Source organism: Chromobacterium sinusclupearum (genome assembly GCF_002902845.1).
Taxonomy (GTDB): Bacteria; Pseudomonadota; Gammaproteobacteria; order Burkholderiales; family Chromobacteriaceae; genus Chromobacterium; species Chromobacterium sinusclupearum.
This window is the reverse complement of the sequence record NZ_PPTF01000073.1, coordinates 394,673-417,750: the sequence shown is the minus strand read 5'-3', so window position 1 is coordinate 417,750 and position 23,078 is coordinate 394,673. Positions and strand designations below refer to the sequence as shown.

Here is a 23,078-nt window from a genome sequence, read left to right as displayed (position 1 = left end):
AGCGGGTAGGGCGGCGCCTTACCGGTATAGCCCCTGCCGGCGGATGTAGGCCAGCACGGCGGGGTCAATCAGGCCGTCCACCGCTTCGTCCGCGGCCAGCATCGCCCTCAGGCGGGTGGCGGACAGATCGAGCGGCGGCAGGGCCAGGGGCCGGATTGTACCGGAAGCTGTTCGATTTGAAAAATCATGGACTTGCCGAGCCCGCCACTCGTCCAGCACTGGCGACGGCAGGTGGTCCGGATCGAAGCCGGGACGCAGGGCGACGGCCAGGTTGGCCAGGGTGAACAGCTCGCGCCACGCCTTCCAACTGGACAGCTGGGCCAGCGAGTCGCCGCCGATCAGGAACCATAGCTCGGCGGCAGGGCCGAGTTCGGCGCGCAGTTCGCGCAGGGTTTCCACGGTATAGGCGGCGCGCGGGCGGCGGATTTCGCGGTCGTCGGCGCGCAGCGCGGGCTCGCCGGCGATGGCGAGGCGCACCATTTCCAATCGCTCGGCCGGGCTGGCATGGGGGCCGCTGTCGCGGTGGTAGGGCTGTCCGGCCGGGATCAGCCGGACTTCATCGAGCTGCAATTCCGCGGCGAAGGCCCGCGCCATGCGCAGATGGGCATGGTGGATGGGGTCGAACGTGCCGCCGAAGACCCCGATGCGCGGATTCATGCGGCGGGCGCAGCCTCTTCGCCATCGCCGTAACCATTGACGATGACTTCCAGCCGGCCGGTGGATGGGTGGATCACCATGCCATGCACCGGGACGTCCTTGGGCATCAGCGGGTGGTTGCGTATGGTCTGTACCGAATGGCGCACGCTGTCGGATACGTTGTCGAAGCCCTTGAGCCAGGTGTCTAGGTCGATGCCGGCCGCGCGCAGCGTGGCGATGGTGTCTTCGCTGATGCCGCGCTCCTGGGCGCTGGCCAGGATGGTGTTCGGATCGATGGCGCGCATGCCGCAGTCGCGGTGCGCCACCACGCAGATTTCTTCGGCCCGCAGCTGGTATACGGCGACCACCAGGCTGCGCATCACCGAGCCCCATGGGTGGGTAATCAGCGCGCCGGCGTTCTTGATCAGTTTGGCGTCGCCGTTTTTCAGGCCCATGGCCTTGGGCAGCAGCTCCACTAGGCGGGCATCCATGCAGGCCAGGATGGCCAGGCCTTTGCCGGGAAACTTGTCGGTTTTGTATTGCTCGTACTCGCGGCTTTCCACGAAAGCGCGGTTGTGTTCGAGCAGGGTATTCAGTCGGTCCATGCGGTCTATATTCCTGTGCGGATGACGTGTACGGGACGTATTCACGTTCATTCTCCCGCCCTGCTTCAGGGAAAATAAAGGTCAATACGCCCTGGTGCTTTTACTCCATTTCGGGCGGCATGCTATCACCAGTCGGCAAAGTCGGGACAGAAATTCGCAGCGGGCGGGTCTGTTCGGGGGCGGGACCATGCGATGGCTGGCGGAGGCACTCTAATTATACAGAGTTTGATGAATCTCCTTGCCGTAGCCGGTGGGCTTGCCTAGAATCGCGCCTCCTTAAATATTAATGCTTGCTTATTCTGGAGCGCTTTGTGAACGAAAAACTGGCCAACCCGGCCCCGCTGGGCCTGATGGGCTTCGGCATGACCACCATTCTTTTGAATATCCATAACGCCGGCTTTTATCCGATCAGCGCGATGATCCTGGCGATGGGCCTGTGCTATGGCGGCGTGGCGCAGATCATTGCCGGCATCATGGAATTCCGCCGCGGCAATACTTTCGGCGTGACCGCCTTCCTGTCTTACGGCCTGTTCTGGCTGAGCCTGGTTGTGCTGCTGGTGCTGCCCAAGATGGGCCTGGCCGATGCCACGCCGGAAGGCTACATGGCCTGGTATCTGTTGCTGTGGGGCGTGTTCACGCTGTTCATGCTGCTGGGCACGGTCCACTACCCGCGCGTGAAGCAGTTCGTGTTCGCCTCTTTGACCGTGCTGTTTTTCCTGCTGGCGGCGCGCGACTTCACCGGCAGCGCCGTGATCGGCATGATCGCCGGCTTCGAAGGCATCGTCTGCGGCGCCAGCGCCATCTATCTGGCGATGGCTACCGTGCTGAACGAACAGCACGGCCGCACCGTGCTGCCCATCGGCGCGCGCTGATTTCAGTCCGCCGGTTTCGAACCGCCCCGCAGGCGCCTGCCGCGGGGCGTTTTCTTTTAATGGCGATGGCGTCCCAGCCACATCAATACGATTTGCACCAGCACCGCCAAGGCCAGCGCGCTGCCGAAGGCCAAGGGTGTAGGCAGCGCGTTCAAGGCCAGGGCGAGGATGATGCAGAACGCGACAAAGGCGTAAAAGCCGCGGATCATGCCGCGCAGTAGCCGAATGGTGACGGCGGGGCCGGCGCTGACGTGGCTGAACACCGCCAGCACCGAACCCAGCACCGGAAACACCGCCAACAGGCCGCTGAGGCTAGGGCCTAATCGGGATGACAGGCTGGTGATGGCAAGCACCAGGGCGGCGCCGGCCAGCATGCGGGCCGCCATGCCGGCGTTGCGCGGCGGTCGATCAGGCGTATTGGGCGGCGCGGGAAAGCACTTGTCCGCCAGCGGCAGAAAAAGCAGGCCGAAAGCGGCGCATTGCCAACCGGACGGCTGCGCCCAGTGGCTCAATGCCACCGCCAGCGCGTAAGCCGCCAAGCCGGCCAGCAAGCTGAGCGGCCATGATTGGTTTCGAGCCGCCCAGCTATACGCGATGCCGAACACCAGATTGGCGCTGGTGCCCAGCGCGGCCGCCAGCGACGCTTCGCGCACGAATGCCGCGTCATGCTCCAGGCTCAGGATGAATAGGATGGAACCGGTGATCACCGGGAAGCCCGCCAGCGCGCCGGCCACGCCCGGCCCCCATTTCTTCGCCGCCAGGCTGATCAGCCAGATCAAGGCCGGCACCAACAATAATTTCAACAGCAACAGCATGTCTTGCCCCGCGATGAGTCGCGCCTTACCAGCGCGATAAATGATCCTCGGTCACGCCGACCAGCTCCCGCACCGCGTGGCGCTCGCCGCTGTCCGGGTCGATCAGCGTGCCGTTGAAACGGCCTATCGGCTGCACGTAGCGGCTGGCGGCGATGAGCAGGTTCTTGTCTTCGCGCCGCGCGCCTTCCGGCGTGAACAGCAGATCGACCCGGCCGTCCGCGCTGGCGACGCGCCACGGCGCCAGCGGATCGTTTGGCTGGTAATCGAACGAAGCGGCGCCTACGCGGAAGAGTTTGCCATTCAGCCACACGGCGTTTTCGGCATCGGCCATGAAGCCCTGCTGCAGATTGAAGCCGATGTCTCTGCCGTGGGCGCTGGCCCAGCGCCAGCGCGTCTCGCGCGCCAGCAGGCCGTTGGAGTAGTCCAGCGAGGCCACCGCCCCCGCCAGGTCGAAGCGGCCGCCGGCGCAGCGCGCCTCGCCGCTCACCGGCAGGCCGCCGCTCTTGTGCGTGCTGTGCGCCAGATAGTTGGCCGGCGCGATGGCGGCCAGCACCGGCGGCGCGGCGCTCAAGTCGACAACGGCTTCCAGCGTCAGTTTGCGGCTGCTTAGGCTCAACCGCAGCGCGTCGCCGTCGCGCTGGAAACGGAAGTCGTGGCCGGGCAGATGGAAGCGGGCATGGCCGAACACGCGGTCGTTCACCTGCGCGCCGAGGCCGGGCAGGCCGTTGGCGCTGGCGGCGGCGATGACCTGGCACCGGCGGCGGTCAAACAGATAGGCGAAGGCGGTGCCGTTCCAGCCGACATCGACGATGGCGAAGCCGATGAAAAAGTCGGCATGCGCCAGCGCGGCGTATTGCCAGCGTTTGTGGTGCAGCGGGCGGGTCAGCCGTTGCCGGGGCGTCAGGGCCAGCGCCTGCCAGCTCAGATCGTCGACTATGCCTTGATAGACGCCGAAAGCGGGGCGGCCGGGGGCATCGATCAGGCGCGGCGGCGCGGCGGGCAGCAGGGTCATGGCGGTAGGCAGGCAGTGAGGACGAATCGAGTCTAGCCGGAATCCTGTCGTCATGAATAGCGGCGAACAACAAATGTTTAGCAATGCGCACAACTTGTCCAATGCAACTTTCATGGCTTCCCGGCTATCATAGGGTCCATGATGAAACGTCGTCTGTTGTGCGCGCTGCTGGCCTCGACCCTGGCGCAGCCGCTGTCCGTCCGCGCCGATCTGCCCGATCTGGGCGAAGTCTCCGATGCCTCCCTCTCTCTGTCTGACGAGTCGCGCATTGGCCGCAATGCCCTGCGCGCGATGCGCGAGGCCGGCGACGTGCTGGACGACCCGGAAATCAACAGCTATCTGAACGACATCGGCGGGCGGCTGTCCGCCTCGGTGTCGCTGCAAGGCGTGCGCTTCACTTATTTCTGCGTCGCCGATACCGGCATCAACGCTTTCGCGATGCCCGGCGGCTATGTGGGGGTCAATATCGGCCTGATCCTGGCCACGCAGAGCGAAGGCGAGCTGGCCGGCGTGCTTGGCCATGAAACCGCTCACGTCGCCCAGCGCCATATCGCGCGGATGCAGGCCGCCAACAGCGCCACCAACCCCTTGCTGCTATTGGGCACCATCGTCGCCGCCGCGCTGGCGGCCAAGGCCGGCAGCGGCGAGGGCGCGATAGGCGCGGTGTCGGCCGGCATGGGCTTGTCGATTGCGCGCCAGCTGGCGTTCTCGCGCGATGCCGAGCGCGAGGCCGACCGCATCGGCATGCAGTACATGAGCAACGCCGGCTACGACGTGCGTAATATGGCCTCGTTTTTCCAGCGCCTGGAGCAGGCCAGCCGTTATTCCGACAGCACCGCCTACGCCTTCCTGCGCACCCACCCGGTGACGGTGGAGCGGATCAGCGAGGCGCAGAACCGCGCGCTGGATTACCCGGTGCGGATGCGCGCCGACAGCACCGACTACCTGCTGGTGCGCGAGAAGCTGCGCAACCTGACCATGACGCCGGAGGAGGCGGTGGCGTATTACAACAGCACGCTGAGCCGCGGGCTGTACCTGAGCGAAGGCGCCAACTGGTATGGCCTGGCGCGCGCCAAGCTGCAGCAGCACGACCGCGCCGGCGCGCGCGAGGCGCTGGCCAAGGCCCGCGCCAAGCTGCCGGATAACCCGATGCTGTACGGCTTGGAAGTGGAGATCGCCCGTGATGGCGACGATTGGGCCGCGGCGGCCAAGGCGGCGCGCGCTGGCCTGGAAGCCTTCCCGCGCAATGCGGCCCTGCAGCTGGCGCAGCTGGATGTGGCGCTGGACAGCGGCGACCGCAAAACCGCGCAGGCGCTGCTGCGCCCGTTGCTGGACAGCAAGCGCGACGATCCGGCGCTGTACCGGCGCGAGGCCAAGCTGTACGCCGACAAAGATCCGCTGCGCTACCACGCCGCGCTGGGCAATGCTTTCTATTACGAACAGCGTTACAACGCGGCGATGGAGCAGTATCAGCTGGCCAGCAAGGCCAAGGGCGATGATTTCTATCTGCGCTCCATGATAGAAGCCAGACTGCGCGAAGTGGCGCCGCTGGCCAAGGAGGAACGCAAGGCTGACCGCAATTGAAACAAATGTTTCAAATTCGATCGTTTATCGCAAAAAAACAACATGATGCGTTGCACCATCGATTGTTTTTGCGACTTCCTGCTGTCATCGGTCGTTACGCCTATTCCTTTACGAATGTAACCAGTCGTACACTGGCGTAGTCTCGCAATATCAATTCGCAAATGAACATTTTTATTTGCGAATCTGTTCGTTTATAATCGCAAATCAAATAATTGGCTCGGTTTCGAGCCGATTGCATAAACGCGGGGCCGGCACCACGACGCGGTCCCCGATGTCACCCGCTGTGAGGACCAGAGATGGCTGCAACTTTCCCTGACGATATCGATCCGTTGGAAACCCAGGAGTGGACTGAAGCGCTGGAATCGGTGCTGGACAACGAAGGCGCAGAACGCGCGCACTTCCTGCTGGAAAAAATGGTCGAGCGCACCCGCCGTCGCGGTGCCCACCTGCCGTTCGACGCTACCACCGCGTATCAGAACACCATCCCGGTCGGCAAAGAAGTCAAGTCGCCGGGCAACCACGAGATGGAGCATCGCATCCGCTCGATCAACCGCTGGAACGCCGCCGCCATGGTGCTGCGCGCCGGCAAGAAGGATCTGGAGCTGGGCGGCCACATCGCTTCCTTCCAATCCTCCGCCACGTTGTACGACGTCGGCTTCAACCACTTCTGGCGCGCCCAGAACGACGAGCAAGACGGCGATCTGATCTACTTCCAAGGCCACATCGCGCCGGGCGTGTACGCTCGCGCCTTCATGGAAGGCCGCCTGACCGCCGAGCAAATGGATAGCTTCCGCCAGGAAGTGGACGGCAAGGGCCTGTCCTCGTATCCGCACCCGTGGCTGATGAAGGACTTCTGGCAGTTCCCGACCGTTTCCATGGGCCTGGGCCCGCTGATGGCCATCTACCAAGCCCGCTTCCTGAAGTACCTGGAAAGCCGCGGCCTGGCCAAGACCCACGGCCGCAAGGTGTGGTGCTTCTGCGGCGACGGCGAAATGGACGAACCGGAATCGCTGGGCGCCATCGCCATGGCCGCGCGCGAAGGCCTGGACAACCTGGTGTTCGTGATCAACTGCAACCTGCAGCGTCTGGACGGCCCGGTGCGCGGCAACGGCAAGATCATTCAGGAACTGGAAGGCGACTTCCGCGGTTCCGGCTGGAACGTGCTGAAAGTGATCTGGGGCTCCCGTTGGGACCCGCTGCTGGCCATGGACACCAAGGGCCTGCTGAAGAAGCGCATGGACGAGTGCGTGGACGGCGACTACCAGACCTTCAAGTCCAAGGACGGCGCTTACGTTCGCGAACACTTCTTCGGCAAGTACCCGGAGCTGCGCGAAATGGTGGCCAACATGTCCGACGAAGAGATCTGGAATCTCAACCGCGGCGGCCACGACCCGCACAAGGTGTACGCGGCTTACCACGAAGCCACCCACAACGCCAACGGCCGTCCGACCGTGATCCTGGCCAAGACCATCAAGGGTTACGGCATGGGCGCGTCCGGCGAGGCGATGAACATCGCTCACCAGGCCAAGAAGATGGACCTGGACAGCCTGCGCAAATTCCGCGACCGCTTCGGCATTCCGGTGTCCGATGAAGAGCTGCCGAACGTGCCGTACTACCTGCCGCCGGAAGACAGCCCGGAAATGAAGTACATGCGCGAACGCCGCGCCCAGCTTGGCGGCTACCTGCCGGCCCGCAAACCGGTCAATACCGTGCTGGAAGTGCCGCCGCTGTCGGTGTTCGACGGCCAGCTGCAATCGTCCGGCGAGCGCGAGTACTCCACCACCATGGCCTTCGTGCGCATGCTGGGCACGCTGCTGAAGGACAAGAACATCGGCAAGCGCATTGTGCCCATCGTGCCGGACGAGTCCCGCACCTTCGGCATGGAAGGCATGTTCCGCCAGTACGGCATCTGGTCCACCCAGGGCCAGAACTACGTGCCGCAGGATGCCGACCAGCTGATGTTCTACAAGGAATCCAAGGACGGCCAGATCCTGCAGGAAGGCATCAACGAGCCGGGCGCCATGGCCGACTGGATCGCCGCGGCGACCAGCTACGCCAACAGCAGCCAGCCGATGATTCCGTTCTACATCTACTACTCGATGTTCGGCTTCCAGCGCATCGGCGACCTGGCCTGGGCGGCAGGCGACATGCGCGCCCGCGGCTTCCTGCTGGGCGGCACCGCCGGCCGCACCACGCTGAACGGCGAAGGCCTGCAGCATGAAGATGGCCACAGCCACATCCAGGCCGGCCTGATCCCGAACTGCATCAGCTACGACCCGACCTTCGCCTACGAGCTGGCGGTGATCGTGCAGGACGGCCTGCGCCGCATGTACGCGGAACAGGAAGACGTCTTCTACTACCTGACCCTGATGAATGAAAACTACGCCCACCCGGCCATGCCGGCAGGCGCGGAAGAGGGCATCCTGAAGGGCATGTACCTGCTGCAGGACGGCGGCGACGCCAAGATCAAGGTTCAGCTGATGGGTTCCGGCACCATCCTGCGCGAAGTGATGGCCGCGGCCGAACTGCTGAAGAACGACTTCGGCATCGGCGCCGACATTTGGAGCGTGACCTCCTTCAACCAGCTGCGCCGCGACGGCATGGAAGCCGAGCGCCACAACCTGCTGAACCCGACCGCCGAGGCCCGTTCCTCCTACGTCGAGCAGCAGCTGGCCGGCCGCTCCGGCCCGGTGGTTGCCGCAACCGACTACATCCGCAACTACGCCGACCAGATCCGCGCCTACGTGCCGGGCCGCTACGTCGTGCTGGGCACCGACGGTTTCGGCCGCTCGGACAGCCGCGCGAACCTGCGCTCCTTCTTCGAAGTCGATCGCTACCACGTGGCGCTGGCCGCCCTGTCGGCCCTGGCCCGCGACGGCAAGATCGACGGCGCCAAGGTGGCCGAGGCCATCGCCAAGTACGGCATCAAGACCGACAAGCTGCCGAGCTGGAAGGTCTAAGCGCGACAGCGTAGGCGGATGCCCAGGCTGAGGCTTGGGCGTTCCGATGTAGACAAATGTAGGGCGGGCTCGCCGACAGGCGATGCCCGCGCCACCCCAGGCGGGCATGGCCGTAGGCCAGCCCGCCCTACAGCGGATAGAGAACCATGAGCAATCTGATCGAACTGAAAGTGCCCGACATCGGCGGGCACAGCAATGTAGACATCATCGAAGTATTCATCGCCCCGGGCCAGACCGTGTCCGTGGACGATTCCCTGATCACCCTGGAAACCGACAAGGCCACCATGGAAGTGCCGGCCGAAGCCGCCGGCGTGATCAAGGAAGTGAAAGTCGCCGTGGGCGGCAAGATTTCCGAAGGCGACGTGATCGCCATCTTGGAAGTGGGCGCCGCCGCGTCCGCTCCGGCCCCGGCTGCTGCTCCCGCCGCCGCGCCTGCTGCGGTCCCGGCCCCGGCTCCGGTGGCTGCGGCTCCGGCAGCCGCCCCGGCCGCAGCTGCGGCTTCCGGCCGCAGCGAAATCCGCGTGCCGGACATCGGCGGCCATAGCGGTGTCGACGTGATCGAAGTGACTGTCAAGGTCGGTGACCAGATCGCCATCGACGACAGCCTGATCACGCTGGAAACCGACAAGGCCACCATGGAAGTGCCGGCCACCGCCGCCGGCAAGGTGGTGGAAGTGAAGATCAAGGTGGGCGACAAGGTCAGCGAAGGCGACCTGATCGTGGTGGTAGAGGGCGCTGTCGCCGCTTCCGCCCCGGTTGCTGCCGCTGCGCCGGCTCCGGCAGCCGCTCCGGCCGCTCCGGCTCCGGTTGCCGCCGCGCCTGCAGCCGCGCCGGCCGTGGCCCCGGTCGCCGCTGCCGTGTCCGCCGCCATCGACGAAATCGCCTTCTCCAAGGCCCATGCCGGCCCGTCCGTGCGCCGTCTGGCGCGCGAGCTGGGCGTGGACCTGGGCAAGGTCAAGGGCAATGGCCGCAAGGGCCGCATCACCGAAGACGACGTCAAAGCCTTCGTCAAGGGCGTGATGCAGAACCCGGCCGCGCTGGCCCCCGCCGCCGCGCCGGCAGGCTCCGGCGTGGGCCTGGACCTGCTGCCGTGGCCGAAGGTGGACTTCGCCAAGTTCGGCCCGATCGAAACCAAGCCGCTGTCCCGCATCCAGAAGATTTCCGGCGCCAACCTGTCGCGCAACTGGGTGATGATCCCGCACGTCACGTTCAACGACGAGTGCGACATCACCGAACTGGAAGACTTCCGCAAGACCGTGGGCAAGGAATGGGAAAAGTCCGGCCTGAAGATCAGCCCGCTGGCCTTCATCATCAAGGCCGCCGCCGAAGCGCTGAAGGCTTTCCCGACCTTCAACAGCTCGCTGGACGGCGACAATCTGGTGCTGAAGCAGTACTACCACATCGGCTTCGCCGCCGACACGCCTAACGGCCTGGTAGTGCCGGTGATCAAGGACGCGGACAAGAAGGGCCTGCGCCAGATCGCGCAGGAACTGACTGATCTGTCCAAGCTGGCCCGCGAAGGCAAGCTGAAGCCGACCGACATGCAAGGCGCGACCTTCACCATCTCGTCCCTGGGCGGCATCGGCGGCACCAGCTTCACGCCTATCGTCAACGCGCCGGAAGTGGCCATCCTCGGCGTCTGCAAGTCGCAGATCAAGCCGGTGTGGAACGGCAAGGAATTCGCGCCGCGCCTGATGTGCCCGCTGAGCCTGTCCTTCGATCACCGCGTGATCGACGGCGCGGCCGCCGCGCGCTTCACCGTGCACCTGGGCAAGCTGCTGTCGGACGTGCGCCGTCTGATCCTGTAATGGTAGGGCGGAAGCCCCTTCGGGGCGTTCCGCCTTCTGTCGCAGGATATAGGCGGAACGCCCGCATGGCGGGCTTCCGCCCTACGGAATCAAGCCCAGACTCGAGGCGGCCGGCCCCGCGCCGGCCTCCCAATATTGCGGATGGAAAACCATGAGCAATCTGATCGAATTGAAAGTCCCGGACATCGGCGGCCACAGCAACGTGGACGTGATCGAAGTGTTCGTCAAACCGGGCGATGTGATCGAAAAAGAAGCCAGCCTGATCACGCTGGAAACCGACAAAGCCACCATGGAAGTGCCGGCCGAAGCTGCAGGCACCGTCAAGGAAGTGCGTGTTGCCGTGGGCAGCAAGGTCTCCGAAGGCGACCTGATCGTGGTGCTGGAAGCGGGCACCGCTGCCGCAGCCGCGCCGGCTGAAGTGAAGCCGGTGGAAACCGTGGGCGTGGCTTCCGCCACCACCCAAGCCGGCTTCGCGCCGCAAGCCGCGCCGATCGCCGCCAGCCATAGCGGCGGCGCCGACATCGAGTGCGACGTGATGGTGCTGGGCGGCGGTCCCGGCGGTTACTCCGCCGCCTTCCGCGCGGCCGACCTGGGCCTGAAGGTCGTCATCGTCGAGCGTTATTCCACGCTGGGCGGCGTGTGCCTGAACGTGGGTTGCATCCCATCCAAGGCCCTGCTGCACAACGCCGCGGTGATCGACGAAGTGAGCCACCTGGCCGCCAACGGCATCAAGTTCGGCAAGCCGGAAGTCGATATCGACATGCTGCGCGGCTACAAGGAAAAAGTCATCGCCAAGTTGACCGGCGGCCTCGCCGGCATGGCCAAGGCGCGCAAGGTGGAAATCGTGCGCGGCAACGGCCGCTTCATCGACCCGCACCACATCGAAGTGGCCTCCACCACCGGCAAGGGCCGCGAAGAGTCGGGCGAGAAGAAGATCGTCAAGTTCAAGAACGCCATCATCGCCGCCGGCTCCCGCGTGGTGAAGCTGCCGTTCATTCCGGACGATCCGCGCGTGGTGGACTCCACCGGCGCGCTGGAACTGAAGGGCGTGGCCGACCGCATGCTGATCATCGGCGGCGGCATCATCGGCCTGGAAATGGGCACGGTCTACTCCACGCTGGGCGCGCGCCTGGACGTGGTGGAAATGATGGACGGCCTGATGCAAGGCGCCGACCGCGACCTGGTCAAGGTATGGCAGAAGTGGAACGCCCACCGCTTCGACAACATCATGCTGAACACCAAGACCGTGGCCGTGGAGCCGAAGGAAGACGGCGTGTGGGTGACTTTCGAAGGCGCGCAAGCCCCGAAGGAACCGCAACGCTACGACCTGGTGCTGTACGCCACCGGCCGCGCGCCGAACGGCAAGCTGATCGGCGCGGAAAACGCCGGCATCGCCGTGACAGACCGCGGCTTCATCCAGGTGGACAAGCAGCAGCGCACCAACGTGCCGCACATCTTCGCCATCGGCGACATCGTCGGCCAGCCGATGCTGGCGCACAAGGGCGTGCATGAAGGCCACGTGGCGGCGGAAAACTGCGCCGGCATGAAGTCCTACTTCGACGCCCGCGTGATTCCGGGCGTGGCCTACACCGATCCGGAAGTGGCCTGGGTGGGCGTGACCGAAGACGAAGCCAAGAAGCAAGGCCTGAAGATCGAGAAGGGCGTGTTCCCGTGGGCCGCCTCCGGCCGCGCCATCGCCAACGGCCGCGACGAAGGCTTCACCAAGCTGATCTTCGACGCCGAAAGCCACCAGATCATCGGCGGCGGCATCGTCGGCCCGCACGCCGGCGACATGATAGGCGAAGTGTGTCTGGCCATCGAGATGGGTTGCGACGCGACCGACATCGGCAAAACCATCCACCCGCACCCGACGATGGGCGAGTCCATCGGCATGGCCGCGGAAGTGGCGCACGGCACCTGCACGGACCTGCCGCCGCAGCGCAAGAAGTAAGGTTTGGTCGGCGGTTGATTGATCGCCATCAGACGAAGAAAGGGCAAGCCTTGGGGCTTGCCCTTTTTGTTTTGTCGGGTGACGCACCCTACGCGCTGACAGCGCGTCCGATGCCTCCTACAATGGCGTTGTTCTATCCCAAAAGGATCCACCGTGAGCACGATCAAAGTACTGGGCATTTGCGGCAGCCTGCGCCGCGCTTCCTCCAATATGGGGCTGCTGCGCCATGCAGCCAGCCGCCTTCCGGCTGGCATGGAACTGCAGATTGCCGATTTGTCCGAGGTGCCGTTTTACAATGCCGACCTGAGCAGCAAACCGGCGGCGGTTGCGCGTCTGCTGGAGCAGATCGGCGAGGCCGACGCCTTGCTGCTGGCCTGCCCGGAATATAACTATTCCATGGCGCCGGCACTGAAAAACGCGCTGGATTGGGCGTCGCGCGAGCCGGAAAACAAGCTGTTGGCGGGCAAACCGGTCGCCATTATGGGGGCTGGCGGCGGCATGGGCACCTCTCGTGCCCAGTACCATCTTCGGCAGACCTGCGTGTTTCTCGACCTGCATCCGCTGAACAAGCCGGAAGTGTTTGCCAACGCCTTTGCGGGTGCTTTTGATGGCGACGGCAACCTGACCGATGAGCGTCTGCAAGGCCTGGTGGCGCAACAGCTGGAAGCGCTGCGCGACTGGACCTTGCGCCTGAAAGACTGAGGTTAAAGCAAGGGAGCGTTTTGCCCGTGCTACACCGTGTTTTTATGCGCATGACTGGCTGGATGAACGGTGCGTCGCCCCTTTGGGGTGACGCACCCTACGCGCTTGAGCCGCATTTCCTCACGCGATAAGCCAAGGTTTTGGCGCCCCTGGCTTGGGGCGAATGGATTTCAATCGTTAATCCAAGGCGCAGGACCTTAACAATGAGGTTTCCAAAAGCCGTTTTCTTCGATCTGGACAACACCCTGGTGCATAGGGACAGAAGCATAGATCTCTATGCCAGCCAATTCTGGCGGGACTTTGGCCACGCAATCGGCAGTGGCGGCGAGGGGAATGTCGCAGCGGTGATCAAGCGTTACGACAATGGTGGCTATTTGCCAGCCGACTCGTCCTTCAAAACGATCAAACAAGCGGTTTCCCATGGTTTATTGACGGAAATGGATTGGCGGCAGGCTCAGGAGCCGGAAGGGCTGTTGCGGCACTGGGAGCGCTACAATGCCATTTGTACAGCGGCGATGCCGGGCGCGGCTGAGGCTGTGGCGGCGCTCTCGGCGCAGGGCGTGCGTGTGGGCGTGATCTCCAACGGCAGCCATCGGACCCGGCTGGAGAAAGTAGCATGCTTGCCGTTCGCATCGGCCATTGAACTGACCGTCAGCTCGGAGTCCGCCGGCGCGAGCAAGCCGGATGCGGCGATTTTCCGGCTGGCGGCTGAAGCCCTCGGCGTGCCGCTGGGGGCATGCTGGTATGTGGGCGACAACCCATTCAACGATGTATTGGGCGCGTCGCGCGCGGGCATGACGCCGGTTTGGCTGAGCGGTTTTCACGCTTGGCCAGAGGGGGAGGAAATGGCGTATCGGCAGATTTCATCACTGGAGCATTTGGCCGGGATGATGGCTGCGGTGCCTACATGTTATCTGTTTGAATGATGTGGTAAGCCGATTGCGTGGGGCCGAACGGATAATGGTCCAAAGGATACGGGGATGAATGCCCCCTCACTGGCTTTGCGCGTTCGACAGATAATCCCATAAGGCGGCTGCCACCGGCCCTGGGGCGCGGCTGCTGAGCCTTGCCGCGACGATGTCCAAACGGCTGCGATGGAAATGGCGTCCTTCCAGCGACAGCAAGGCCCCGCTGGCCAGCTCATCGCGCACCAGATGCAGCGGCATATGGCCCCATCCCATGCCCTCCAGAATCAGGCCCTTCTTGGTATGCTGGTCCGCCACGGTCCAGTTGGCGGCATCCTTGATCAGAAAGTAATCCCTGCCCGGCGCGCGGGCGGAGTCCCGGATGATCACTTGAACGAGTTCGCGCATCGCGTCCGGACTCATCTCGGCAGGCGTTCGGCCCGCCAGCAAGCTGGGCGCGATCACCGGCACCACGTCCACCGGAAACAGATCGCTCCATTCAAAGCGGGTATCGGATTTGTCGATATGGTGCAGGATCAGGTCCGCTTCTTCTGCCAGCAAACGTTCCCACGGTCCGCCAATCACCTCGAAGTGCAAATGCAGCCGGGTGCGCGGCCAGTTCTGGAAAAAACGCTTCAGCAGGCTCAAGGCCTCCGTCGTCGGGGTCAAATCGCCGATGACCACGCGCAGGTCGGTTTCCTCGCCTCGCTGCAGCTGCTCGCATATCGCATTCAAGCCGGCGGCTTGACGCAACAGCGCCTGCGCTTGCCGATGAAAAGCCTCGCCGGCCGGCGTCAGCCGGACGCGATAGTGGGACCGATCCAGCAAAACCAGGCCGACACGCTGTTCCAGATTCTTGACCGCAGTATGTATGGCGGGGTGGCTGCGATGCAGTTTCTGCGCAGCCGCCTGAAAACTGCCCTCGCTCAGCACCGCGTCCAGGCACGCGAGTTCATGTAGGGTAAAATCCATTGTTATTAGATCTTACATTCTTTTGCCAATCTTTTAAATTTTTATAAAACAAAGGCCTCGCTAAACTGCCCTCACCATCCATTGAACACAGAGGAGCAGACATGATGCGCGCCATCGTGAGACAGCAATACGGCGGACCGGAACAATTGCAGATTCAGGACGTGCCCAAGCCTATCGCCGCAAACGGCGACGTGTTGGTAAGGGTGCGCGCCTTCGGCTTGAACCGTGCGGAACAGTATTTCCGCCAAGGCGTATGGGGCGAGGTTGCCGCCATTTCCGGCATTGAGTGCGCGGGGGAGGTGGAGCATGACCCCAACGGGCGGCTCAGCCATGGCCAAGCGGTCATCGCCTTGATGGGCGGCATGGGGCGCAGCCGCAACGGCAGCTACGCGGAATGGGTCTGCGTGCCGGCCAGCAATGTCGTGCCGATCCAGACTTCGCTGAGCTGGGCCGAATTGGCGGCCTTGCCTGAATCGTACGCCACTGCCTGGACATGCTTGCATGACAATCTGGCGCTGCAAGAGGGCGATACGCTGCTGATCCGCGGGGCGCTCTCCGCGCTGGGGCAGGCTGCGCTTGCGCTGGCAAAGCAGCGCGGCGCCAGCGTCATCGCCACCGTCAGGCAGGCATCCAGGCTGGAGGCCGCGCGCCGCTTGGGCGCGGATGAGGCCTGGGTGGAATCGCCTTCGCTATCCAGCCAGATGGCGGATGCCAAGGCCCAAGGCGTGGACAAGGTGCTGGATCTGGTCGGCACGTCCACCATGCTGGATTCGCTGCGTTTGGCCAAGCGGAACGGCCGCGTGTGCGTGGCGGGCTTTTTAGGCGGGCATGAGCCGATTGCCGCATTCGATCCCATGGCCCACTTGCCTAGCGGCCGCCATCTGAGCTTCTTCGCCAGCGCCCTGGTTTTTGGCGGCGCGGAATATCCGCTTGGCGAGATTCCGTTTCAGCAAATCATCGAGTGGGCGGAAAACGGCGACATTCCGGCCAAGCCCGCTAGCGTGTTTCCTTTCGAAGACATTCAGGCCGCGCATCGGCTGCTGGATGAGCAGGCTGCCGGCGGGAAAATCGTGGTAACGCTGGACTAAGCGGAGTCGGGTCCGTTTCTCTTGTCTCGTCGAATGAAATGAGAAAAGGCGTCCCGCGGATAATCATTTCATAGACGGGCGGCCCGGCTTGCGGGGAGGGAATATGGCTTGAGCGCTGCAATATGTCCAGGCCTCCCGCCCACCCAGCAAGCCTGCCACGCGGTTTCCCGCCGGCCTCCGCCAGTTCAGCGACGCATGGCAAACGTGCATTTCTCGCCAGCCAAGTTCAAAAGCCAAAGATCGTGAACGTGCGCTTAGTTTTCCGCGTGGCCCGGTGCGGGGGGCGGAATGCTCACCACCCGGTCCCGTCCGCTATTCTTGGCCAGGTATAGCGCCTTGTCCGCGCGGGCCAGCGTGCTGTGTATCCGCTCGTCCTCCAGCCACAGCGTGACGCCGACGGAGAACGTCTGCTGGTCCGGCAGGTTGCGGCGCAGCGATTCAATGCGGATCACGGCCTGCGGCAGGTCGCAGTCCATCAAGGCCAGCACGAATTCCTCGCCGCCAAAGCGGGCGAACAGGTCCGATTGCCGCATGCGCGATTTGATCAGCAAGGACGCTTCCCGCAATAGCCGGTCGCCCTCGGGGTGGCCGTAGGTATCGTTGAATTGCTTGAAGTGGTCCAGATCGAACAGCGCGATGGCGAGGGGCTGGCGGTAGCGTCGGGCCGTCGCCAGCATCATTTCTATTTGCAAATCCCAGGTGCGGCGGTTGGGCAGCTGGGTCAACTCGTCGGTGCCGGCCAGCGACTCCAGCTTCTGCATCAGGCTGCGCATCTGGCTCAGCCACTTGTGCAGCAGCCGGACCAGCAAAAAGCCCATGGCGCTGGCGATGATCCACATCACCAGCATCATCCAGCGGGCGACGATGCCGTAGGAGTTGGATTGCGCCACTTTCTTCATCAGGTCCAGGGTGATCGATACCGCCAGCGTGTTGGCGCTTTCCGAGATGTGGTTGAAGATGCGGATTTCCTCGTTCATGACCAGGTTCGATGCCTTGTCCTGCGAAGCGGCGTCCGGGGCGCGGTACAAGGCGATGATCTTGCGATCCAGGGCCATGAAGCGGTTGAAATCTTCCTGCACGCTATTGAGCTGGCTGCGTTGGTCATTGGCGAGGCGCATCGCGCGCAGCTTGCCGAGGTCCCGGCTGAAGTTGTCGGCGGAGCGTAGAAACTCCGACCGGCTCATCGAATCGTTGCTGCTTGCGCCTGTCACGTGGCGGACGATGTCCAGCGCGTAGCCGTTTTGCCAGCCGTTCAGGTCCGCCGCGTCAAACTTCACAGCCATGGCCGCCTGGGCTATGGCGATGTATTCCACAATCTCCGCCCTGCCGTCCTCTTCCAGCTTTTCGATATAGAAAGACAAGACCGGCAGCAGGCCCATGCACAACAGGATGGGCGCGGCAACCATGATGGCCTTCAGCAGAATGCCTTTGTCGTTTCTGTCAAACATGCTTGCTTCGCCGCAGTGGAATGGGAGGATGGGCAAGCATCAACAGCCCCTGGGGGCTGGCGGACGCCGGCTCTGCTTCAGAATAGATGGTTTTGATAAGGACAAATACGTATCCGCCGCAGCGAGCCTGGAATGGCCGGCGCTTGCGCCTGACGCGGGCTGGTTTGCCTGGATGCGAAATATCAATGGCATAATATGGCTTTGCGAGGAGCCGCGGATGTCTCGATTTGACCTGATTATTTTCGACTGCGACGGCGTGCTGGTGGACAGCGAGCGCGTGACCAATGCCGTGTTCGCCCGCATGCTCAATGAGCTGGGTTTGCCGGTGACGCTGGACGATATGTTCAGCCACTTCGTCGGCCTGTCCATGGAGCAATGCCTGAAGCAGGTTGCGGAAATGCTGGGCCGGGCGCCGCCGCCAGGGTTTGAGGCGGAATACCGCCGCCGCTGCCAAGCCGCGCTGGAAGCGGAGCTGAAAGTGGTGGCCGGCGTGCCGCAGATGCTGGAGGCCTTGCGTCTGCCGTACTGCGTGGCGTCCAACGGCAGCCATGACAAGATGCGCGCCACGCTGGGGCTGACGGGTTTATTGCCGCGTTTTGCCGGCCGGATGTTCAGCGCGCAGGAGGTGGCCGCGCCCAAGCCGGCGCCGGACGTGTTTCTGCATGCGGCGCGCAGTCTGGATGTCGATCCTGCCCGTTGCCTGGTGGTCGAGGATACGCCTACCGGCGTGCGGGCCGGCGTGGCTGCGGGAATGACGGTGTGGGCTTATGCGGCGCTGATGCCGGCCAGTCGGTTGATCGAGGCGGGAGCGGCGAGCGCGTTTGCGCAGATGGCGGACTTGCCGTTGCTATTGCAGGTTTGAACAGTGAGCGCAGGATCAGCGGGAGCCGTTGCCGGCGGGCGCCGCTCCTGCGGCGTCATCAGTGCAACAGCAGATCTTCGTGGTCTTCGGGATAATCATTTTCCGGCGCGCGGCGCCAGGCATAACAGCGCGGCGGGGCGCCAGCTTCGGTTTGGAACTGCTTCAGCCAGTAGGCCAGGCGGCGCCAGCAGCGGCGCTCATGAGTCAGGAAATGCAGCAGTCGGTTGCGGCTTCCAGGCTCCGGTTCTGCCGGCAGGCTGTGATCGTTCATCATCGCGGTCATGATGTTATCGCTCCAGATCGGTTGACGGGTGCTATCCACGTTTCGAACTGTAGCGATGGCGAAATCAATTTCGCGCATAAAAAGCGGCCGGACGCATCAAAATCTCATCAAAGCCTTTTATCGCCGCATGCGGGGTGGGCGTCGAGCTGCAGCCGGTACAACCAAGCTTCCACATTGCCGTATTCCGGGCCGGCATTGAATGGCCGGACCCGCTTGGCGCCGGCGTTTTCGGCGGTGCGGATGGACGCGGCATTGTCTCTGGCCATGGCGATGTCCAGCCATTCCAGGCCCAGATCGCGGGCGATAGGCGCCAACTCGCGCAGCGCCGCGGCGGCGAGGCCCGCGCCGCGTTTCCAGGGCACCACGGCATACCCGACATGGCCCAGGCAGTAAGGCGGCAGCGCCGAGGCGCCGTGCTGCCAGCGCAGGTTCAAGTCGCCGGCATATTGGTTTTGCGCGTCGATGATCCAGTAGCGCAGCCAGGGTAGCCGCGGCACGGCGCGGCCGTCTTCCAGCACAACCGCTTGGCCGCCGCCTTGCGGATTGCCCAGGGAGGCAATATAGGCGGCGGGATCGCGGGCGATGGCGGCCAGCATTCGGCCGGCGCCGACGGGGTCGTGATCATCGTCCGGCGTCCAGCCGCGTTGCAATGCCCCGATCAGACCAGGCAGTTTTCCGGCGTTGGGCATGATCAGTTTGACCGATGCGCGGGAGGGGGTTGCAGACGGCATGAATTTCTCCGAATGGGCGATTCATTGAGTAATCCACCGGAAACCGCATTTCCGGCTGGCGCATGCGGCTAGCTCTTGGCATAGCGGGGCAGGCATGAATATGCCTGCAATTTAAGCTATTTGGCATTTTTGGTCGACAATGAACTACCCGCCTTAGGCGCATGTCTGATAGGGTTTGTTTACAAGCGTTTACTGGTCGCCAGCCTTGGTGACATCCGTTACCATGCTGCATCCCCCTACGAATCCGACCATGCCGAGCGTTTTTTTTCACTCAGATTGGCTAAACCGATTGAGCCGCCGCTGCCTGCGCAGCGGGCGGCCGTTGGCTTTGGCCGCCGCCTTGCTGGCCGCGCCGGCCTTTGCCGCCTTGGACTACACGGTGGATATTCAGGCGCCGGGCAATCTGACGCCCTTGCTGCGCGACAATCTGGAACTGCTGACCAGCCAGAAGGACCCGGATATCGACCAGGCCTGGCTGGAGCAACTGGTCAAGGGCACGCCGGACGAGGCGAAGAAGCTGCTGGAGACTGAGGGCTATTTCCACGCCAATGTCGAGGCTAACCTGCAAGAGGGCAACCGCATCGTGGTCAAGGTGGCGCCGGGCAAGCCGGCGCAGATCACCGACCTGACCATCCGGCTGGATGGCGCCATCCGCCAGCAGGACGATTATCAGCAACGTTTTGCCCAAGTGCTGGAAGCGTGGTCCTTGCCGCTGGGCGCGCCCTATCGCCAGGATGACTGGGACGCCAGCAAGCGCGCCATTCTGCGCAAGGTGCAGGCCGACCGCTTTCCCAGGGCGCGCATCGTCAAGAGCGAGGCGAAGATCGACCCGGCCACCGACAGCGCCGTGCTGGAAGTGACGGTGGACAGCGGCCCGCTGATCCGCTTTGGCCGGATCAAGGTCAACGGCTTGCAGCGCTATCCGTGGAAGCTGGTGGTGGGGCAGGCGGACTTCAACAATGGCTCGCCTTACACCCAGGACAAGCTGCTGGCGTATCAGGCGGCGCTGGAGCAGTCGCCGCAGTTTTCCTCGGTGATCGTCAGCGCGGATTTCGACCACATCGTCGACGACAAAGTGCCGGTCAATGTCGATCTGGTGGAGTTGCCGCGGCAGAAGGCGGAGCTGGGCCTGACCTATGACTCCGACGTCGGTCCCGGCGTCCGCGTCGGCTACGACCATTACAATATTTTCAGGCGCGGCTATACCGGCTCGATGCTGATCGACTGGAAGCGAGACCAGCAGTCGGTCAGCTTTGGCCTGGGCTTCCCGCGCGAGCGCGACGGCTACTCCCACTCCCTCACCAGTTCCTTCAAGTCTGAAAACATCCAGGGATTGAAGACCGATACCATCGACGCCGGCGCCTGGCGCGTGCGCAGCCGCGGCAATATCGAATCGCGCATGGGCGTGGAGTTCCTGAAGGAAAGCGAGGAGGCCGGCGGCGTTTCCTCGCGCGACACCCACGTCACCCAACTGGTGTATGGCTGGACCCAGCGCGCGGTGGACGACCTGATGCGGCCGCGCAGCGGCTATCTGCTGGATGCGCGGGTGTCCGGCTCGCTGGGCCTGCTGGGTTCGTCCACGTCCATCGTGCGCGGCTACGGCCGGGCGGTGGGCTACTGGTCGCCGTTCCCCAAGTACGGCACCTTCGTCGGCCGGCTGGAGCTGGGCCAGGTCTGGGCCAAGGAGGGCGCGCAAGTGCCGTCGGCCCTGCTGTTCCGCGCCGGCGGCGCCAACAGCGTGCGCGGTTACGATTACCAGAGCCTCGGCCTGCCCGGCCCCAACGGCTCGGTGCTGGGCGGCCGCGTGGTGGCCACCGGCAGCATCGAATACCAGATTCCGATCAAGCCGGATTGGTACTTTGCGCTGTTCACCGACGCCGGCAACGCGGCAGATAGCTGGAAAGGCTTCCAGACCATGCACGCCAACGGCGTGGGCGTGCGCTGGATGAGCCCGGTGGCGCCTTTGTCTTTCGATATCGCCAAGGCGGAGAGCGACGGCAAGATCCGTTGGAATCTCAGCCTCGGCCTGGCCTTCTAGATACCCCATGAGCGAGAATCAGAATCCCCATTCCGAGCCGGCGTCGACGCCGGCTCCGCCTGGCAAGCCGCGGCGCTGGCGTTATGTTTTCGGCGCGCTGGGCGTGCTGTTCGCCCTGCTGCTGGCGGCGCTGGGCTGGATCAGCGCCAGCCCGGCCGGATTCGCCTGGGCCTTGCAGCAGGCGGGCAAGCTCAGCGGCGGCCAGTTCAGCGTGGCGTCGACCCAAGGCGCGCTGTGGCAAGGCTTTGAGCTGAAAGACCTGCGCTGGCGCAGCGCGGGCGACGACATCGATATCGAATCGCTGCGGCTGGATTGGCAGCCGGCGGCGCTGTCGCGCGGTGAAATCAAGATAGACCGCTTGGCCTTGGGCCATGTGCGCGTCAACAGCAAACCCGTGCCGGAGAAAGCGCCGACGCCGCTGGAAGCGCCGCATTCCTTGAAGCTGCCGATCAAAATAACGGTGGGCGAGTTGTCATTGGCCAGCCTGACGCTGGAGCCGGCCCATCTCAGCCTGTACCGGCTGCGCGCCGGCTACGACTACGACGGGGCGCGCCACCGCCTGCAGCTGCGCCAGCTGGAGACGCCGTGGGGCGAGGCGCGCGCCGGCCTGACGCTGGCGGCGGCCTCGCCGTTTGCCTTGTCCGGCGAGCTGCGCGCCAGCGGCAAGCTGGAGCAGACGGCGGTGAAGGCGCGGCTGGACCTGTCCGGCAACCTGATCAAGCCGGCTTTCGCCGGCGAGCTGGACGGCTCCGGCATCAGCGTCGATCTGGCGGGCGCGCTGCAGCCGTTCGATCCCAATCCGTTCAACCGCCTGGTGCGGCTGGACGCCCGCGTCGGCAACATCAATCCGCAGGCCATCCTGGCCAGCTGGCCCAAGGCGCGGCTCAGCTTCGCCGTGTTCGCCGAGCCGGACGCCGGCCAGCGCATCAAAGGCGGCCTGACCCTGGTCAACGCCGAGCCGGGCCCGCTGTCGTCCCACAAGCTGCCGTTGTCCTTGCTGGCCGGCGAATTCCGCGCCGACGAGCAGGCGCTGGAGCTGTACAACAGCCATGCCTCCTTGGCCGGCGGGCAGTTGGGCCTGTCCGGCGAACTGAAGCCGGACCACGTCAAGCTGGCCTTCGATCTGGACAAGCTGGCGCTGCGCCAGCTGCATGCCGACGCGCCTGACGACGCCATCAGCGGCCGCGTCACTATCGAAGGCGCGCCGTCCGCGCCGCGCTTCGCCGCCGCCTTGAAGGGCAAGCTGCTGCAGGCGAACGCGCTGGCGGAGATCAGCGGCGGCAAGCAGCCGACGCTGCTGCTGAAGAAGCTGGAGCTGGGCGCCAATGGCGGCGTCGCCAGCCTCAACGGCAAGCTGGGCCTGTCCGGCCGCCAGCTGTTCGAGCTGAACGGCAAATTGGAGCGGGCCGACCCCGCGCGGCTGCTGCCCAGCCTGCCCAAGGGCGATTTGAACGCCACGCTGAAAATGGCCGGCCAGCTGGCCGAGCCGATGGAAGTCGGCGCCAAGCTGCAGTTCGCGCCCAGCAAGCTGTCCGGCGCGCCGCTGTCCGGCAGCGCCAATGTCTTGTTTGGCCAGGAGCGGCTGAAACAGCTGCTGCTGGACCTGAAGCTGGCCGATAACCGCCTGCAGGCCAACGGCAGCTACGGCGCGCCCGGCGACAAGCTGAAGCTGGCGATCAACGCGCCCAATCTGTCCTTGCTGGGGCCGGGGTTCGCCGGCACCGTGCAGGGGCAGGGCGAGCTGGCCGGCGTCCCCAAGGCGCCGGTGCTGGACGCCAAGCTGCAGGCCGACAGGCTGCGGCTGCC

Annotated in this window: 19 protein-coding genes; 11 read left to right on the top strand and 8 right to left on the bottom strand. The window is 64.3% G+C overall.

Annotated features, from left to right (window positions below; all coding sequences use genetic code 11):
* Nucleotides 1–18: 18 nt before the first annotated feature.
* Together nadD and C2134_RS17670 are read right to left on the bottom strand one after the other, a co-directional pair.
* The gene (nadD, locus tag C2134_RS17675; protein WP_103321398.1) at nucleotides 19–657 is read right to left on the bottom strand and encodes a nicotinate-nucleotide adenylyltransferase; all 639 of its coding nucleotides are present in this window, start codon (nucleotides 655–657) and stop codon (nucleotides 19–21) included.
* A complete protein-coding gene (locus C2134_RS17670; RefSeq protein ID WP_103321397.1) occupies nucleotides 654–1,241 on the bottom strand; it encodes a beta-class carbonic anhydrase in 588 nt (195 codons plus the stop codon). Before C2134_RS17670 ends, nadD begins: the two co-directional genes overlap by 4 nt.
* A 311-nt stretch (nucleotides 1,242–1,552) precedes the next feature.
* Here C2134_RS17670 and C2134_RS17665 point away from each other — a divergent pair, with 311 nt between their 5' ends.
* A complete protein-coding gene (locus C2134_RS17665) occupies nucleotides 1,553–2,113 on the top strand; it encodes an acetate uptake transporter (protein ID WP_043622392.1) in 561 nt (186 codons plus the stop codon).
* Between the two features lie 56 nt (nucleotides 2,114–2,169).
* Here the strand turns inward: C2134_RS17665 and C2134_RS17660 are convergent, their stop codons facing one another.
* Nucleotides 2,170–2,928 (bottom strand): hypothetical protein, encoded by a 759-nt coding sequence (locus C2134_RS17660; protein WP_103321396.1) that lies wholly within the window; start codon nucleotides 2,926–2,928, stop codon nucleotides 2,170–2,172.
* A 25-nt stretch (nucleotides 2,929–2,953) separates the two neighbouring features.
* Nucleotides 2,954–3,940: a DUF2804 domain-containing protein gene (locus tag C2134_RS17655; RefSeq protein ID WP_103321395.1), complete on the bottom strand. Its 987-nt coding sequence runs from the start codon at nucleotides 3,938–3,940 to the stop codon at nucleotides 2,954–2,956.
* Between the two features lie 138 nt (nucleotides 3,941–4,078).
* Here C2134_RS17655 and C2134_RS17650 point away from each other — a divergent pair, with 138 nt between their 5' ends.
* The 6 genes from C2134_RS17650 (at nucleotide 4,079) to C2134_RS17625 (ending at nucleotide 13,871) form a co-directional block, all read left to right on the top strand.
* Nucleotides 4,079–5,524 (top strand): beta-barrel assembly-enhancing protease, encoded by a 1,446-nt coding sequence (locus tag C2134_RS17650; RefSeq protein ID WP_233196495.1) that lies wholly within the window; start codon nucleotides 4,079–4,081, stop codon nucleotides 5,522–5,524.
* A gap of 296 nt (nucleotides 5,525–5,820) precedes the next feature.
* Nucleotides 5,821–8,484 (top strand): pyruvate dehydrogenase (acetyl-transferring), homodimeric type, encoded by a 2,664-nt coding sequence (aceE, locus tag C2134_RS17645; protein ID WP_103321394.1) that lies wholly within the window; start codon nucleotides 5,821–5,823, stop codon nucleotides 8,482–8,484.
* A gap of 146 nt (nucleotides 8,485–8,630) precedes the next feature.
* The gene (aceF, locus tag C2134_RS17640) at nucleotides 8,631–10,292 is read left to right on the top strand and encodes a dihydrolipoyllysine-residue acetyltransferase (protein ID WP_103321393.1); all 1,662 of its coding nucleotides are present in this window, start codon (nucleotides 8,631–8,633) and stop codon (nucleotides 10,290–10,292) included.
* 151 nt (nucleotides 10,293–10,443) lie between these two features.
* Nucleotides 10,444–12,243, top strand: a complete 1,800-nt coding sequence (gene lpdA / locus C2134_RS17635) for a dihydrolipoyl dehydrogenase (RefSeq protein WP_103321392.1) — start codon at nucleotides 10,444–10,446, stop codon at nucleotides 12,241–12,243.
* Nucleotides 12,244–12,396: 153 nt separating this feature from the next.
* The gene (locus tag C2134_RS17630) at nucleotides 12,397–12,945 is read left to right on the top strand and encodes an NADPH-dependent FMN reductase (RefSeq protein WP_103321391.1); all 549 of its coding nucleotides are present in this window, start codon (nucleotides 12,397–12,399) and stop codon (nucleotides 12,943–12,945) included.
* Nucleotides 12,946–13,085: 140 nt separating this feature from the next.
* Nucleotides 13,086–13,871 carry an HAD family hydrolase gene (locus tag C2134_RS17625; RefSeq protein ID WP_146042198.1) on the top strand — a complete coding sequence of 262 codons (786 nt, stop codon included), beginning with the start codon at nucleotides 13,086–13,088 and terminating at the stop codon, nucleotides 13,869–13,871.
* 66 nt (nucleotides 13,872–13,937) lie between these two features.
* Here C2134_RS17625 and C2134_RS17620 read toward each other — a convergent pair whose 3' ends face one another.
* On the bottom strand, nucleotides 13,938–14,822 hold the full coding sequence (locus C2134_RS17620) for a LysR family transcriptional regulator (protein ID WP_103321389.1): 885 nt from the start codon (nucleotides 14,820–14,822) through the stop codon (nucleotides 13,938–13,940).
* A gap of 101 nt (nucleotides 14,823–14,923) precedes the next feature.
* Here C2134_RS17620 and C2134_RS17615 point away from each other — a divergent pair, with 101 nt between their 5' ends.
* Nucleotides 14,924–15,910: a zinc-binding dehydrogenase gene (locus tag C2134_RS17615; RefSeq protein ID WP_199179971.1), complete on the top strand. Its 987-nt coding sequence runs from the start codon at nucleotides 14,924–14,926 to the stop codon at nucleotides 15,908–15,910.
* A gap of 254 nt (nucleotides 15,911–16,164) precedes the next feature.
* Here C2134_RS17615 and C2134_RS17610 read toward each other — a convergent pair whose 3' ends face one another.
* Nucleotides 16,165–17,358 (bottom strand): GGDEF domain-containing protein, encoded by a 1,194-nt coding sequence (locus C2134_RS17610; protein ID WP_103321388.1) that lies wholly within the window; start codon nucleotides 17,356–17,358, stop codon nucleotides 16,165–16,167.
* Between the two features lie 217 nt (nucleotides 17,359–17,575).
* Between C2134_RS17610 and C2134_RS17605 the strand changes: the two genes are divergently transcribed.
* A complete protein-coding gene (locus C2134_RS17605) occupies nucleotides 17,576–18,220 on the top strand; it encodes an HAD family hydrolase (RefSeq protein ID WP_103321439.1) in 645 nt (214 codons plus the stop codon).
* Nucleotides 18,221–18,278: 58 nt separating this feature from the next.
* On the opposite strand, the gene C2134_RS17600 is transcribed toward C2134_RS17605, so the two are convergent.
* Both C2134_RS17600 and C2134_RS17595 read right to left on the bottom strand, forming a co-directional pair.
* The gene (locus C2134_RS17600) at nucleotides 18,279–18,542 is read right to left on the bottom strand and encodes a hypothetical protein (RefSeq protein WP_146042197.1); all 264 of its coding nucleotides are present in this window, start codon (nucleotides 18,540–18,542) and stop codon (nucleotides 18,279–18,281) included.
* Between the two features lie 68 nt (nucleotides 18,543–18,610).
* A complete protein-coding gene (locus tag C2134_RS17595; protein ID WP_103321386.1) occupies nucleotides 18,611–19,234 on the bottom strand; it encodes a GNAT family N-acetyltransferase in 624 nt (207 codons plus the stop codon).
* Nucleotides 19,235–19,523: 289 nt separating this feature from the next.
* Here C2134_RS17595 and C2134_RS17590 point away from each other — a divergent pair, with 289 nt between their 5' ends.
* Nucleotides 19,524–21,272 (top strand): autotransporter assembly complex protein TamA, encoded by a 1,749-nt coding sequence (locus C2134_RS17590; protein WP_233196494.1) that lies wholly within the window; start codon nucleotides 19,524–19,526, stop codon nucleotides 21,270–21,272.
* 7 nt (nucleotides 21,273–21,279) lie between these two features.
* The coding region (locus C2134_RS21590) for a translocation/assembly module TamB domain-containing protein (RefSeq protein WP_500778651.1) at nucleotides 21,280–23,078 on the top strand (1,799 nt) is incomplete at its 3' end.